Source organism: Lysinibacillus irui, assembly GCF_028877475.1.
GTDB classification, from domain to species: domain Bacteria; phylum Bacillota; class Bacilli; order Bacillales_A; family Planococcaceae; genus Lysinibacillus; species Lysinibacillus irui.
Map to the genome: position 1 here is coordinate 3,766,874 of NZ_CP113527.1, position 14,570 is coordinate 3,781,443.

14 protein-coding genes are annotated in these 14,570 nt (G+C 37.7%); 4 read left to right on the forward strand and 10 right to left on the reverse strand.

Going from position 1 to position 14,570, the window contains the following annotated elements; all coding sequences use genetic code 11:
• Nucleotides 1-92 precede the first annotated feature (92 nt).
• From OU989_RS19030 to mutY, 7 genes are all read right to left on the reverse strand, one after another.
• Entirely contained in the window at nucleotides 93-1,709 is a 1,617-nt protein-coding gene (locus OU989_RS19030; RefSeq protein WP_274794501.1) for an ABC transporter substrate-binding protein, read from the reverse strand.
• 31 nt (nucleotides 1,710-1,740) lie between these two features.
• A complete protein-coding gene (locus tag OU989_RS19035) occupies nucleotides 1,741-2,721 on the reverse strand; it encodes an ABC transporter ATP-binding protein (protein ID WP_274794502.1) in 981 nt (326 codons plus the stop codon).
• Nucleotides 2,696-3,709: an ABC transporter ATP-binding protein gene (locus OU989_RS19040; protein WP_274794503.1), complete on the reverse strand. Its 1,014-nt coding sequence runs from the start codon at nucleotides 3,707-3,709 to the stop codon at nucleotides 2,696-2,698. The genes OU989_RS19035 and OU989_RS19040 overlap by 26 nt, the downstream gene beginning before the upstream one ends.
• Before the next feature lie 285 nt (nucleotides 3,710-3,994).
• The gene (locus OU989_RS19045; protein ID WP_274794504.1) at nucleotides 3,995-5,719 is read right to left on the reverse strand and encodes an ABC transporter ATP-binding protein; all 1,725 of its coding nucleotides are present in this window, start codon (nucleotides 5,717-5,719) and stop codon (nucleotides 3,995-3,997) included.
• Between the two features lie 307 nt (nucleotides 5,720-6,026).
• Nucleotides 6,027-6,575: a nucleoside tri-diphosphate phosphatase gene (gene ntdP / locus OU989_RS19050; protein WP_274794505.1), complete on the reverse strand. Its 549-nt coding sequence runs from the start codon at nucleotides 6,573-6,575 to the stop codon at nucleotides 6,027-6,029.
• Between the two features lie 321 nt (nucleotides 6,576-6,896).
• Nucleotides 6,897-7,073 (reverse strand): gamma-type small acid-soluble spore protein, encoded by a 177-nt coding sequence (locus tag OU989_RS19055; protein ID WP_274794506.1) that lies wholly within the window; start codon nucleotides 7,071-7,073, stop codon nucleotides 6,897-6,899.
• 80 nt (nucleotides 7,074-7,153) lie between these two features.
• The gene (mutY, locus tag OU989_RS19060; protein ID WP_274794507.1) at nucleotides 7,154-8,203 is read right to left on the reverse strand and encodes an A/G-specific adenine glycosylase; all 1,050 of its coding nucleotides are present in this window, start codon (nucleotides 8,201-8,203) and stop codon (nucleotides 7,154-7,156) included.
• A gap of 197 nt (nucleotides 8,204-8,400) precedes the next feature.
• Between mutY and OU989_RS19065 the strand changes: the two genes are divergently transcribed.
• Nucleotides 8,401-9,387, forward strand: a complete 987-nt coding sequence (locus OU989_RS19065) for a metal-dependent hydrolase (RefSeq protein ID WP_274794508.1) — start codon at nucleotides 8,401-8,403, stop codon at nucleotides 9,385-9,387.
• Between the two features lie 35 nt (nucleotides 9,388-9,422).
• On the opposite strand, the gene OU989_RS19070 is transcribed toward OU989_RS19065, so the two are convergent.
• Genes OU989_RS19070 through recX form a run of 3 tightly spaced genes read right to left on the reverse strand, consistent with a single transcriptional unit; the run spans nucleotide 9,423 to nucleotide 10,822 of the window.
• The gene (locus OU989_RS19070; RefSeq protein WP_274794509.1) at nucleotides 9,423-9,692 is read right to left on the reverse strand and encodes a YfhJ family protein; all 270 of its coding nucleotides are present in this window, start codon (nucleotides 9,690-9,692) and stop codon (nucleotides 9,423-9,425) included.
• Entirely contained in the window at nucleotides 9,693-10,022 is a 330-nt protein-coding gene (locus OU989_RS19075) for a YfhH family protein (protein WP_274794510.1), read from the reverse strand. It abuts the gene before it with no gap.
• The gene (recX, locus tag OU989_RS19080) at nucleotides 10,019-10,822 is read right to left on the reverse strand and encodes a recombination regulator RecX (protein WP_274794511.1); all 804 of its coding nucleotides are present in this window, start codon (nucleotides 10,820-10,822) and stop codon (nucleotides 10,019-10,021) included. Before recX ends, OU989_RS19075 begins: the two co-directional genes overlap by 4 nt.
• Before the next feature lie 254 nt (nucleotides 10,823-11,076).
• Here recX and OU989_RS19085 point away from each other — a divergent pair, with 254 nt between their 5' ends.
• From OU989_RS19085 to rlmD, 3 genes are read left to right on the forward strand one after another with little or no spacing between them, the layout of a single operon-like run.
• The gene (locus tag OU989_RS19085; protein WP_274794512.1) at nucleotides 11,077-11,985 is read left to right on the forward strand and encodes a TIGR01777 family oxidoreductase; all 909 of its coding nucleotides are present in this window, start codon (nucleotides 11,077-11,079) and stop codon (nucleotides 11,983-11,985) included.
• Nucleotides 11,986-12,041: 56 nt separating this feature from the next.
• Complete coding sequence (locus OU989_RS19090; protein WP_274794513.1) at nucleotides 12,042-12,866, forward strand: polysaccharide deacetylase family protein; 825 nt, start codon at nucleotides 12,042-12,044, stop codon at nucleotides 12,864-12,866.
• A gap of 37 nt (nucleotides 12,867-12,903) precedes the next feature.
• Nucleotides 12,904-14,283 (forward strand): 23S rRNA (uracil(1939)-C(5))-methyltransferase RlmD, encoded by a 1,380-nt coding sequence (rlmD, locus tag OU989_RS19095; RefSeq protein WP_274794514.1) that lies wholly within the window; start codon nucleotides 12,904-12,906, stop codon nucleotides 14,281-14,283.
• The last annotated feature ends 287 nt before the right edge of the window (nucleotides 14,284-14,570 follow it).

Sequence of the window (14,570 nt, forward strand, 5' to 3'; positions counted from 1 at the left end):
CTAGAAAAGAATCTGCTAGAATTCCACGGCTTACCCGCAGAAAAGCAAGCAGATTCTTTACATACCTCTTTATTATTTAAGAATGCAGTTTACTATTGAATATCTATTGCATCTAAACGGTCAGAACCAGTTGGATGCGCAATATAATTTGTAACTTTCTTGTTAGCAGCTAAAATTGGTGTTGAGTGAGCAAGAGGAACCCATGGAGCATCCTCAGAAATAATAACTTGTGCCTGCTTATACAATTCATTACGCTTATCTTCATCAATTTCAGTTTGCGCAGCTGTTAATAACTTGTGTAATTCTTGGTTGTCGTAGAATGTATAGTTATTTGAGCCAATATTATCACCGTCTAATAATGAATAAAGGAAGTTATCTGCATCTCCATTATCCCCTGTCCAGCCAAGTAAGAATGCATCCGCTTCACCCTTTTCAGCTTTATCTAAATAAGTTGCCCATTCATATGACACAATTTTAGATTTAATGCCCACATCTTCTAAATTCTTTTGAATCGCTTCAGCAATTTTTTGTCCGTCTGGCATGTATGGACGTGGAACTGGCATTGCCCATAGCTCAATTTCCTTACCATCATAGCCTGCTTCAGCAAGTAATGCTTTCGCTTTTTCAGGATCATACGTATAGCCTGTTACCTCATCGTTATAGCCTGTAATTACCGGTGGCATTGGGTTTTTCGCTGGCTCTGCTAAGCCTTCATAAAATGCATCTACTAAAGCTTGTTTATCAATTGCATAGTTGACTGCCTGACGTACTTTGACATTATCAAATGGAGGACGAGTTACTGTTAAACCAAGATATCCAACATTCATAGATGGACGTTCAATTAACTGTAGATTTGCATCGCCTTCAATTGTTCCTTTATCAGATGGACTTAAGCCATCAGCTACATCAATATTACCTGCGATTAAATCATTTAAACGTGCAGAGTTTTCAGGTATAGAACGATAAATAACTTTATCTAGTTTTGGATAACCATCAATATAGTAATCTGGATTTTTTTCAATTGTGATAGAATCATTTCGTACCCAGCTAACAAACTTGAATGGACCTGTTCCTACAGGATTTGTTGATAATCCTTCTTCATCTGCCTCAAAGGCTGTTGGAGAAGCAATCGCAAATGGAGACATGGCTAAATTTTTCAGGAACGGTGCTTGTGGTTGGCTTAGCTTAAATACAACTGTATAGTCACCCTCAGCAGTTACTGAGTCAATAATTTGCTTGCCACCAACGACAAATTGAGTACTAAAGTATGGATATTTATCAGTACTTGATTTCCAACGTTCAATATTTTTAACAACTGCCTCGGCATTGAAGTCTGTACCATCATGGAATTTAACACCTTCTTGGAGCTGGAAAGTATACGTCAATCCATCCTCTGATGCCTCCCAAGATTTTGCTAGACCAGGATTAATTGTTACATCTCTCTCACCAAAGTTTACAAGCGTCTCGTAAATATTAGCTGTCACTGTAAAAGATTCACCGTCTGTGACAACAGCAGGGTCTAGTGCTACAGAATCTCCACCACGACCATAAACTAAAATTTTTGGTTCACCACTGCCAGCTGAATCGCCACCAGTTGATGTATCTTTACTACCCGTATCCTTAGTATCTGAGCCGCCACAAGCTGCTAAGATCGTCGAGAGAATAAGGAGTAGCATTACACCCAAGGTCCAAAGCTTCTTTTTCTTCATTGATTTTCCCCCTATGTCGTTTTTATATCATTTAATGTTGGAGCGCCTCATACAGATGGCAAGCAACATAATGACCTGGTTTTACTTCTTGCATTTTAGGCACTACTTGTGAGCATTGTTCCTTTTTAAAAGGACATCTCGTATGGAAGGTACAACCGCTCGGCGGATTTGATGCACTTGGGATATCTCCAGAAATAATAATCTGTTCACGCTCAAATGTAGGATCGGGAACTGGAACTGAAGATAAAAGTGCCTGTGTATATGGATGAAGCGGTTCAGCATACAAGTCCTCACTCGCTGTCAACTCAACTAATTTACCTAAGTACATTACGCCAACACGATTGCTAATGTGACGTACAACCCCTAAATCATGTGATATAAAAATATACGTTAGCTTTAAATCTTTTTGCAGCTTTTGCAATAAATTCAAGACTTGTGCCTGAATGGACACATCTAGCGCCGAGACTGGCTCATCCGCAATAATTAAGCGAGGGTTCGTCATCAATGCTCTAGCAATGCCAATACGCTGCCTTTGCCCTCCACTAAACTGATGCGGATAACGCTTGATATGATATTCATTTAACCCAACAATCTCCAGAAGCTCCAACACTTTTTGTTTTCGCTCTTTGGCATTACCGATGCCATGGACAATAAGTGGCTCCTCTAATATTTTGCCGATATTATGGCGCGGATTTAATGAGGCATAAGGATCCTGAAAGATCATTTGGATATCCCTGCGTGCCTTCCTCATTTCGTTGTTAGATAATTCTGAAATCATTTTACCTGCGAATTCTATTTTACCTTCAGTTGGCTCTAGCAAACGCATTAATAGGCGACCCGTCGTCGATTTGCCACAGCCAGATTCTCCAACAATACCTAATGTCTCTCCTTCAAACACTTCAAACGAAACATCATCTACCGCCTTTACATCTCCTGCATGAGAATTAAGGACACCCTTTCGAATAGGGAAATATTTCTTTAAACCATCAACCTTTAATAACGCTTTCGACACGTTGCTCCACCTCCTGCTCCTCTAGTAAAAAACATCTTGATTTATGGTTCTCTGCTGCCTCAAATAAAGGTGGTGTTTCCTGTAAACAGCGTTCCATCGCATATTCGCAGCGTGCCGCAAAGCGACAACCAACTTGAATACTTCCAGGTTTAGGAACACTGCCAGGGATGGAGTATAGATTATCCTTTTTATAGCGCATATCAGGCACTGATTGAATAAGACCTTGTGTATATGGATGTTTAGGATTCTTAAAAATTTCTTGAATCGGCGCCTCCTCTACAATTTGTCCAGCATACATAACAATCACACGCTCACACGTTTCTGCTACAACACCCAAATCATGTGTAATTAACAATACAGCTGTATTCAATCTTTTATTTAAGTCTTTCATTAGCTGTAAAATTTGTGCCTGAATGGTAACATCCAATGCAGTTGTTGGCTCATCTGCAATTAGTACCTGAGGGTCACAAACCAGTGCCATGGCAATCATCACCCTTTGGCGCATCCCTCCAGATAGCTGATGCGGATAATCTTTTAGTAGGTCCTCTGCTCGTGGTAAACCTACAAGTTTCATAATGTCGATTGCTCTTGAAACCGCTTCCTTTTTTGACCACTTAGGATTATGAATTAATATAGCCTCTTTGAGCTGATCACCGATTGTAAATAAAGGGTTTAGAGAAGTCATCGGTTCTTGGAAAATCATTGCTATGTCTCTACCACGTATTTTTTGCATTTGTTTATCTGTACATTTCGCAAGGTTTTTGCCATCTAGCAATATTTCACCACCTGTAATTTTTCCTGGTGGTGATGGAATTAACCCCATGATGGATAGCGACGTAACACTTTTACCACTTCCCGATTCCCCTACAATCCCTAAAATTTCTCCTTCATGGACAGAAAAATCGATATCGTCTACAGCAGGAATTTCTCCATTATCTGTAAAAAAGGTTGTTTTTAACCCTTTTATTTCTAGTAGCTTTTTCCTCATGTGTAACGCCTCACCCTACCTATATTTTACTTAATTGTATAATAATATTAATAGAATACTATAACTTTCGTTAAATTCCTTATTTTCAGATAATTCTAACTAAAATACTGAACTCTTTCAATCATTAATATTCTGCAAATTACATAGAATTTCTACAATAATCGCCTTCAATAATAATTAAATCTTATAAAGGGATAATTTTTTACATTTATCACAAAAAAATAGCCTTCCATTTATAAATAAATGGAAGACTTTTTTGAAATAATTTCATAATTTGTACGAATTTTAATCCAAATGCTGTACTTGGAATAAATTATAATACGTCCCTTGTTTGTCCATTAACTGCTCATGTGTACCGCTTTCGATTAATTGACCATGATCTATGACAAAAATTTTATCAGCATGGGTAATAGTAGAAAGTCGGTGTGCGATGACAATAGTTGTCCGTTCATGAGCGAGCTGATCTAAGGATTCTTGAATCAATGCTTCACTTTCTAAATCTAAGGCAGAAGTAGCTTCATCCAGAATTAAAATCGGTGGATTTTTTAAAAATACACGTGCAATAGCAACACGCTGTTTTTGTCCTCCCGATAGCTTTACTCCTCGTTCACCAACCTTTGTGTCATAACCATTTGGCAGACTCATAATAAAGTCATGGGCATTTGCCGCTTTGGCTGCTTCGATGACCTGTTCATCTGTTGCATCTGGGCGACCCATTAAAATATTCTCTTTAACAGAATCACTAAAAAGTATATTATCTTGCAGGACGATCCCAATTTGTGAACGCAACGAATGTAAAGTGACATCTCGTACATCGTATCCATCAATGGTTACTTGACCACTTGTTGTATCGTAAAAACGAGGAATTAAACTGATAATCGTGGATTTACCACCGCCACTCATGCCAACAAAGGCAACAGTCTCTCCAGGATTAATCGTAAAATCAATTGAACTTAAAATAGGTGACCCCGTTTTTTCATATTGGAAGGATACATTGTGAAAGCGAACTTTCCCATTTGCACGTGGTAGTTCACGTGCATGTTCCCTATTTTTCACTTCATAGGGCTCGTCTATTAAATCAAACATCCGATCCATTGAGGCAATTGATTGCGTTAAAGTGGTTGATGAGCTTACAAGTCGTCTCAGTGGACCATATAATCGCTCAATATAAGCAATAAAGGCAACCATCGTACCGACAGAAAGTGAGCCATTTATTACTTGGTAGCCCGCATAGGCTATAACTAGCAATGGCGCAACATCGGTAATAGTATTCACGACTGCAAATGATTTTGCATTCCATTTTGTTTGATCAAGTGCCTTCTCTAAAAATTCCCCATTTGCTGTATCAAATAATTTTTGTTCATGCTTTTCTAACGTAAAGCTTTTAATAATACTCATACCCGCTACACGTTCATGTAAATAGCTTTGTACACCTGCAAGTGCTTGAGAACGTTTACGTGTTAAGTCTCGCAGTTTGCCAAAAAAGTATTTAACACTCAATGCATAAAATGGAAAGGCAACTAACGCCACTAATGTCAGCTTTACATCCATCGTTAGCATGATGACAATGGCAATAACAATTGTCGCAAGATCCAGCCATACATTCATTAAACCTGTCATAACAAAGTTTTTCGTTTGTTCGACATCATTAATGACCCTTGAGATCACATCTCCAGCACGTGTATTGGCATAATATCTTAAACTTAATCGCTGTAAATGTGCATAGATTTCCTTACGAATATCAAACAAAACCTTATTGCTTACGTGTTGTGCAAAATATTGTCGATAATACTCAATTGGTGGACGGATAATAAAGAACACAAGAATCGTTCCGCCTAGCCAATAAAACAGCTCTTTCGTTTTTTCTACATCTGTTAAATCTTCTGCTGCAATAATATCGTCTAACACAATCTTAATGAGCAGTGGAATAAATAGAGGAATAGCAAATTTTACTATACCAATGACAATCGTTAAAATAATTTCCCATGTATATGGTTTTACAAAGCGCATATACCGCCTGATACTTCCCAATTTTTTATCACATCCTTACAAAAAGAAACAGACATTCAATGATGAATGCCCTAAGTATTATAGCAATATTTTGATTAAAATACAGTTATGATGACTTTATAGCGAACTATTTTATATTCGCTGTTATTACACCTAATTTTCCGAGGACACATACAACATGTGCTGAAATTAACAAAAAAACAGGCAAAAATCATTTACGCCTCTTGATAACCGAGTGTCTTAAATAGAAAAAACGAACTATCTGGAGTCACTACTATAGAGTCTCACAGAATAGTTCGGATTTTCTTTAACAATCATCTGACTGCATATCAAGTTGGAATTTGTAACGATTTGTCCAGACATCGATGAAATCGGGTGCAAATGGTCCTCTTTTTTGTTGAATCCAGCTTATTAATTTATCGACATTGCGCTTTAAAATTTTATCAATGACATCAGGATAAGACATTTCCTTACGATGAAGCTCATATTCATCCTCGTCTAAGAGGGTATAAGACATATCAGGAAAAACTTTAATGTCTAAATCATAGTCGATATATTTAATGGCATTATTATCGAAAACAAATGGTGAGCTTAGATTGCAATAATAATACACTCCGTCTTCCCGTAGCATACAGATGATATTAAACCAGTGTTCCGCATGGAAGTAACAAATAGAAGGCTCTCTCGTTAGCCATGTACGACCATCGGATTCTGTCACAAGTGTCCGTTCATTCGCACCGATCATGATATTCTTCGTACCTTTTAAAACCATCGTTTCTTGCCAAACACGGTGGATACGGCCATTGTGCTTATAACTATGTATTTGTATCGTTTCTCCTTCTACCGGTAATGCCATTTTGAAGCCCACCTTTTCGTCTATGCTACCTAAATCTAGCAGTCTCTAGTATATTATAGCAATGTGTACGCGAAAGGTGTAGTTAGAAAACCACAAATTTCACTACGCTATTTTGAATTCGTATAAAATTTAGTCAATTATAAATGAATTTTATTATAACATCCACTTTGTTGATATTTTTTAGTTTTTTCACCAACTATTCTACTTCTAAAGGCACGCCTATATTCACTTCTTTCCTCAATAAGAAAGGGGCTGTCTTATTCATCTTTTCGGATTTCAGACAGCCCCTTAGAGGTAAATGCATTATGCAATTACAAAGTATTATTCACCTAAATCTTGGTTAGTTTTCGAGAAACGACCTGAAGATTGAGCTTTCTTTTGCTCTGCTTTTGCATTTTGCTTTTGCACTTCATTTACGTCCGTTTCAAAACCAAACTCTTCACTTTGACGTTGCATGTTTTTATTCGGTTGGAAATTTTGGTTGTTTTGCTTTTTCATTATTCATTCACCTCCACGCTAATTATTGTGTACGGAGGTGATGACATTTATGCTCATGAATTGATGATTTACAGAAGGATTTATTTCCCTATGATTTGCTTTTTTACTTCTTCCCAAATTTTTAACATAGGAACCGGCATCGGTAATCGTTCTATCTGCTCCGGCGTTAACCAATTGCCCATTGTAGCTGTCTCACATTTCATATAATAGCTATTTAAATGCCATGTTAAATGTGAAAAAACATGTTTAAAAGAAATCAGCTCCTGTTTAGCTTGTCCCTCTAATGGGTATTCCTTTGTAAAGTTTTCAATTGATGATTGACTAGTATCAATCATCGGAAATTGCCATAATTTAGCCAGCAATCCTTCCTCAGGTCGTTGTTCCATTAGAAATTTTCCATTAACATCTTCACATATAAGGACTTCGTACGTGAGATGCTTCATTTTTATTTTCTTTGATTTGACAGGTAACTTTTCTGGTTCGCCCTCATTAAATGCGGTGCAATACTCTCTTACTGGACATAATAAACATTTTGGAGAGGTAGGCGTACAAATGAGTGCCCCTAGTTCCATTAGACCTTGGTTAAAAGAGGAAGCATGATTAGGATCAATTAGCTCTTCGACCGCTACTTCAAAAATTTTCTTCGTTTTTGGCAAGGCTATATCATCATGTATATCAAGCACTCTACTTAAAACACGCATAACATTGCCGTCAACTGCATGTTCAGGCTTATTATAGGCAATACTTAAAATAGCTCCAGCAGTATAGGGGCCAACACCTTTTAATTTCGATATTTCGTGACGATTATCGGGCACAACGCCACCGTAATTTTCTAAAACTTCACGAGCACCTGCTTGTAAATTACGTACACGGGAATAATAACCAAGACCTTCCCAATGCTTCAGTAAATAATCTTGTGGTGCTTCCGCGAGTAAATCTAATGTTGGAAAACTTTCCATAAAACGATTGTAATAAGGAATAACTGTGTCGACACGTGTCTGCTGTAGCATCACTTCCGATACCCAAATTTTATAAGGGTCTGTTGTATGTCTCCACGGTAAGTCGCGTTTCTCAGCGTTAAACCATTCGACTAAAGATTGTCGAAATTCTGTTACATATGGGTAATTCACAGTGACCTCCGATGTTTTTACGATTTAATTTATGATGAAAAGGGTATACAATTAGGAAAAGTACATTCGGGAATAATCGACAAAAATTGTCTTTATTCCAAGACTGAATGTTAGAAATTTCAATATACCTTTTATTATTGAAATAAAGATGTATGCACATTGTACTCGATTTTATTGCATACTAGGAGTGGATATTTTTGGATTCAGGTACACATTTCGTTATGGGTATAGCCCTTGGCGGTCTTGCATTAGCCGACCCTGTAGTAGCCAACCATTCAATGACTTTTACTGCAGTAATGGCAGGTACAATTATTGGCTCACAGGCTCCAGATGTCGACACTGTGCTAAAACTACGTAATAACGCCATCTATATTCGTCATCACCGTGGAATTACACATTCACTACCAGCTGTAGCTATTTGGCCCATTTTAATTACAGTTGTTTTATCGCTTATTTTGCAAGACGTAAATGTGTTTCATTTATGGCTTTGGACATTTTTAGCTGTAGCCCTTCACGTCTTTGTTGATATTTTTAACGCCTATGGTACTCAAGCAATACGACCATTTTCTAGAAAGTGGGTAGCGTTAGGTGTTATAAATACATTTGATCCAATTATTTTTTCCTTACATTGTCTTGGTATTGTGTTATGGGCATTTGGTACAAATCCTGTTTGGACATTTAGCATCATGTATGTCGTCATTGTAGTTTATTATATTTTACGATTTGCTGTTCAAAAAGCTGTAAAAAAAGCTGTGCATCATACCTTACAGGACGAAGAATACGTCATTGTAGCACCTACTATGCGCTTCTTTCATTGGCGAATCGCAGCCAAATCTAAAACACATTACTATGTAGGGCGAGCTTATGGAAGGACAGTTAATATTTACGATAAATTCGAAATTAAGCCTTTACCAAAAACTGCGCTTATCCATGCTGCAATGAAAGACCCTAACTTAGCAGCATTTGTGTCCTTTTCCCCCATGTACCGATGGGAAATCTCAGAGCTTGAAAACGGCTTAACAGAAGTAAGATTAATCGATCTGCGTTACCGTAGCGATAATCGTTATCCTTTCGTGGCCGTTGCACATTTAAATGATAATAATGAAATCATGACGTCCTATACGGGCTGGATTTTCACAGAAGATAAGTTACAGAAAAAACTACAAATCGGTGCAAGTAATTAAGCAGTAAACCCTGACCAATAGTGGTCAGGGTTTTCTTATTGGATCATATCATCACTAGCATCTAATAAATGAGAGTACTTTGGATTGCGTCCTGCAAAGGTATGGAGTTTATCACCATAGCTTGTAATTAATTGGCGTACTAGATTTTCTGTATAATCTGCGCCTCGATAAGCGTATCCTGCTTTGGCAGCTGTTGATTCAAAGTCACTCCATAACAGTTCAACCCAAACACGTGCTCGGCCCACTGACATTTGCGGATTTTTTGCCAGCAACTCAGCTGTCAATTTTTCAATTTTATCTTCCACTTACTTTCCCACCTTTACAGGGGATAGTATAGATACAGGTAATGCTTCTTGATACTTGTTTCCACCTAAACGGTGTCCCCAAGCAAAGCGTCCCTTTAGATAATCTACTTGGAAAAATTCATTATCCGAACCATCAATACGATACATTTCTCCTGGTACAATCGTATCCAGATCTACTAAATAAGCAGCTGCCATTAAGGCTTTGCGTTCATAAACAGCAAACTCATTGATAATTCCTAGCTGCTCGGCCTTACGTGCTTTTTCTTTTAGAAAAGCTATTTCCTCACGTAGTTCATGCTCCGACATAGCAGCATAATTTTTTTCGTTCATTCTTCATTCTCCTTCTCTTCTATAAAACGATCTATTACCTCTATAGGAAAACCCTTTTGATAGAGCGCCTGTTTAATTTTCATTTTCAGCTCATAACCAGTATACTTCGATACGTACTTTTTCCAAACTTTTTCGCCTTGAACATCGAGGAGCTGTTGCCAGTTGTCTTCATCTTGTCCAAGCTCTATTTGGTTAAGCACCTCTTCAACAATAGAAAATGCATAACCTTTTCTTAACAGATAATCTTGGATTTTTGCCTTTACTTGTGTTGGTGTTTTTTTGTTTTCTGAACGAACAATTTTATCGGCTAACTGGCTAGCTAGGTTTAATTGTTCTTCGAAACTATATGTAGCAAGCACCTCATCCTGTAAGTTTTTATCTATGCCTTTTTTGATAAGATCTTGTCTAATCGCTCTTGGCCCTTTTTTCATAGTAGCCTTTTTTGTATCGAGCAATGCCTTTGAGTAATTTTCATCATTGATAAAACCATATGTTTTTAACTTCTGGATTGCCTCTAACACCACTGCTTCTCCAAATTCTAATGCAAGGAGCTTTTTCTTAACCTCATGCTCACTTCGCATTTGATAAGATAAAAAATTTAATCCTTTATTAAATGCCTTACGTATTTCATCCTCATAGGCAATTTCCTGGATTTCAAATTCGTCCAGTACTTTCCCCTTTGTTAAACCAAATTGAATGAGAATAGCTTCATCAACCGGAAAAGCATATTCTTCATTTAAATAAATATTATAGCGCTCAGGATTGTTTTTTTGACGTGCAATTTTTGTAATCATACGCATAGCAAACACCTCACTCTAGTTATTATAGCATTTCTTTTTAAAGGATTTGATAATTGGTATTAGTATTTTGCCTACGTACACTGGTATTCACCTCTCTAATTAGGTAGTTATCTCTGCTTGCATGGGTACTATATATTAGCGAAGATTTTTTGCGCCTCTGACACATACGTTTTCAAACCATACGCTACAGATGTTCACTAATCGGTTACATGGTAAACTTACAAGTAAGCTTTTATTCGAAAAGAGGTGTTGTTATGAAAATCGTTATTGCAGGTGGTACTGGCTTTGTTGGAAAAGCCCTTATAAAGCTATTGCAAGACTATGGTCATAACCTTTTTGTCTTAACACGTCATCAATCAAAAATAGATAATGGCGTTCACTATGTACAATGGCTACAGCCGCACCAGCCTTCTGTAGAGTTATTTGAAGGTGTAGATGTTTTTGTTAATCTTGCAGGTGTTTCTTTAAATAATGGGCGCTGGACGAAAAGACAAAAAAAGGCTATCTATTGGAGCCGAATGAATACGACACTTGAAATAATACGGATAATGGAAATACTTACGAAAAAACCTAAAGTATTTGTTAATGCTAGTGCGGTAGGTATTTATCCGACTTCAACAGAAGCAATCTATGATGAAGATTTTACGGCTTATGCAACTGACTTTTTGGGAACAACCGTCCATGATTGGGAACGCCATGCAAAACGAGCAGAGCGTTTTGGGATTCGGGTTGCTCTCGCACGTTTTGGTGTCATTTTAGGACGAGACAATGGTGCACTCCCACCAATGCTATTACCGTATAAAATGCATGTAGGTGGAACTATTGGCTCCGGTGAACAATGGCTGTCATGGGTACATATCGATGACGTAGCACGTGCCATTTATTTCGCTATAATGAATGAAAGTATCCATGGACCATTTAATGTAACGGCCCCAAATGCTATGAGAATGAAAGATTTTGGACAAACACTCGCAAAGGTCATGGGTAGACGTCATTGGATGCCTGTGCCAGGTTTTGCTATACGTTTAGCTCTCGGTGAACAAAGTAAACTTGTTTTAGAGGGGCAACATGTCCTCCCAACAGTTTTAGAAAAACATCATTTTACATTTCAATATCCTTATTTAACACAAGCACTTGAAGACATATTAAATGCTCGGAAATAGTGGATAATTTCTAGCTTTTTTACGCATCCTAATGAAAAAGAAAGGATGCGTTTTTTATGTGGAAACAACATATTGTAGGTGCGGTAATCGCTACTTTTATTATTGCCGCAGGAATTAGCTTTAATCCAAATTTTGCTGCCGGTTCTGATGAACACCATTGGGGCTTTAAGCGCGCTAAAAATGGAGAACAGGCAGAGGCAGGAGCGCAGCTTGATCAGTTACTTGATAAATATGGAGCTATTTACAAAGGAAAGCCGGATAAAAAAATTGCCTATTTAACATTTGATAATGGCTATGAAAACGGCTTTACCGAAAGTATTTTGGATACATTGAAAAAGGAAAATGTACCTGCAACCTTCTTTTTAACAGGACATTATTTAGACAGTGCCAGCGATTTAGTAAAACGCATGGTAAAAGATGGTCATACAATCGGGAATCACTCTTATGGTCATCCCAATATGGCTCGTCTCTCTCCAGATGGAATGCGTGCAGAATGGAAAAAGTTCGATGGAAAGCTACGCGAATTAACTGGAATTGACCGCACAACTTATGCCCGTCCACCCGAAGGTATTTTTAATGCAAAAGTGTTAGAGGTGGGAAATGCAGAAGGTTATCGTCATATTTTCTGGTCTGTAGCATTTAAGGATTGGATGAAGGATGAACGTCGTGGTGCGGATTATGCTTATAATGCACTAATGGAACAATTGCATCCTGGAGCGGTTATATTAATGCACACAGTAGCACAGGACAATGCTGAAGCTTTACCAATGTTTATTGCAGAAGCAAAAAAACAAGGCTATACATTTTTATCACTTGACGATTTAGTATTAGAATATGATGATTTCCCTGTTGCTTTGCAATCCCCTGTACCTTCGTTATAATGGGGAGATGACATTATAAAGCAGGGACGTGGAACGTTTGACGCAGCAAACAACGATGACCGTGGGACAAAAATTCCCATTAACAATAAAAAGACTTGGTATTAATGGTGAGGGTGTAGGATTTTACAAACGTAATGTAGTATTTGTGAAAGGGGCAATTCCTGGAGAAGAAATTACAGCTCAAGTAACAAAAACACAGCGTAATTTTGCTGAAGCTGAAATATTATCAATCCGAAAAGCTTCAAAATACCGTCAGGAAGCACCTTGTCCAGTTTACAACGAATGTGGTGGCTGTCAGCTTCAGCACATGACTTATGACAAACAGCTAGTGGAAAAGCGTGATATTGTTATTCAAGCATTAGAACGTTATGCAAAACCATTAGCTGAAACTGTAGAGGTACGGAAAACACTTGGTATGGATAATCCTTGGCACTATCGTAATAAAAGCCAGTTCCAAGTGCGTAAAGAAGGCAAGCGCGTATATGCTGGCTTATTTGCAGAAGGAAGTAACAAGCTATTGAATATAAATGATTGCCTTGTTCAGCACCCCGTCACTTCTAAAATTACTGTTGCAACACGTAAGATTTTACAAAAATTGAATATAACTATTTACGATGGTCGTACGCTTGATGGTTTAGTTCGTACGATTGTAGTTCGTACTGGTATACGCACTGGGGAGACACAAGTAGTACTTGTAACTACTCGTAAAGAAATTCCTCATTTAACTGAACTTATAACACGTATTAAAAAGATTGATCCTAGCATTGTATCCATTGCACAAAATATAAATCGTGAGAAAACTTCTTTAATCTTTGGTGATGAAACGATTGTTCTTGATGGTAAAGAAACAATCCACGAGGAGCTTGGTGAATTGGCCTTTGATTTATCAGCACGCGCCTTTTTCCAGCTAAATCCAACGCAAACTGTTCATCTCTATAATGAAATTAAAAAGGCTGCTGCTTTAACTGGTAAAGAAACAGTTGTAGATGCTTATTGTGGAGTCGGAACAATTGGACTTTGGCTAGCAGATCAAGCGAAGGAAGTCCGTGGGATGGATGTCATTCCTGAAAGCATTCAAGATGCACGTAAAAATGCACGTAATCATGGCTTTAAGCATACTAAATATGCAGTTGGTACAGCAGAAAATGTCCTAGCTAAATGGAGAAAAGAAGGGTTTACACCAGATGTTATTACTGTAGATCCACCACGTACAGGACTTGCTCCTGAGTTTATTCGAACAGTGCTTAAGCTTAAACCTAAACGTTTTGTTTATACCTCTTGTAACCCTTCGACTTTAGCTAAGGACTTACAACAGTTATCGAACCTTTATCATGTTGAGTATATTCAGCCTGTTGACATGTTCGCTCAGACAGCTCAGGTGGAATGCGTGGCAAAGCTTGTATTGAAAAATAAATAAATGGCAAAAAGGACGTCTCAAAAAAATTGAGACGTCCTTTTCTTTATTTAGCACAGCACAAGCTGCCTGGTGGATGATAGACGGTCTAGAAAAGTCGATACCTTAACCATTTCCCCAGGATTTAAAAGATTTTTAAATGTTGAATTTTGAGCTTTTACCAAAAGAACTTTAAGACGTAAGCTTTGTACTTTTATCTTTACTCTTTAAGCTTTCAATTTAGTTTAGTTGAAAGTTTCCATTGGGTAAGGCATGTTTAAGGTTTTTACTCGCACACATGCCTTCAAGCG

Coding starts and splice junctions, on each gene's coding strand:
- OU989_RS19030 (WP_274794501.1), bottom strand. CDS start 1,709: ATGAAGAAAAAGAAGCTTTGGACCTTGGGTGTAATGCTACTCCTTATT.
- OU989_RS19040 (WP_274794503.1), bottom strand. CDS start 3,709: ATGAGGAAAAAGCTACTAGAAATAAAAGGGTTAAAAACAACCTTTTTT.
- OU989_RS19045 (WP_274794504.1), bottom strand. CDS start 5,719: ATGCGCTTTGTAAAACCATATACATGGGAAATTATTTTAACGATTGTC.
- ntdP (WP_274794505.1), bottom strand. CDS start 6,575: ATGGCATTACCGGTAGAAGGAGAAACGATACAAATACATAGTTATAAG.
- OU989_RS19055 (WP_274794506.1), bottom strand. CDS start 7,073: ATGAAAAAGCAAAACAACCAAAATTTCCAACCGAATAAAAACATGCAA.
- OU989_RS19075 (WP_274794510.1), bottom strand. CDS start 10,022: ATGAACGAAAAAAATTATGCTGCTATGTCGGAGCATGAACTACGTGAG.
- recX (WP_274794511.1), bottom strand. CDS start 10,822: ATGCGTATGATTACAAAAATTGCACGTCAAAAAAACAATCCTGAGCGC.
- OU989_RS19085 (WP_274794512.1), top strand. CDS start 11,077: ATGAAAATCGTTATTGCAGGTGGTACTGGCTTTGTTGGAAAAGCCCTT.
- OU989_RS19090 (WP_274794513.1), top strand. CDS start 12,042: ATGTGGAAACAACATATTGTAGGTGCGGTAATCGCTACTTTTATTATT.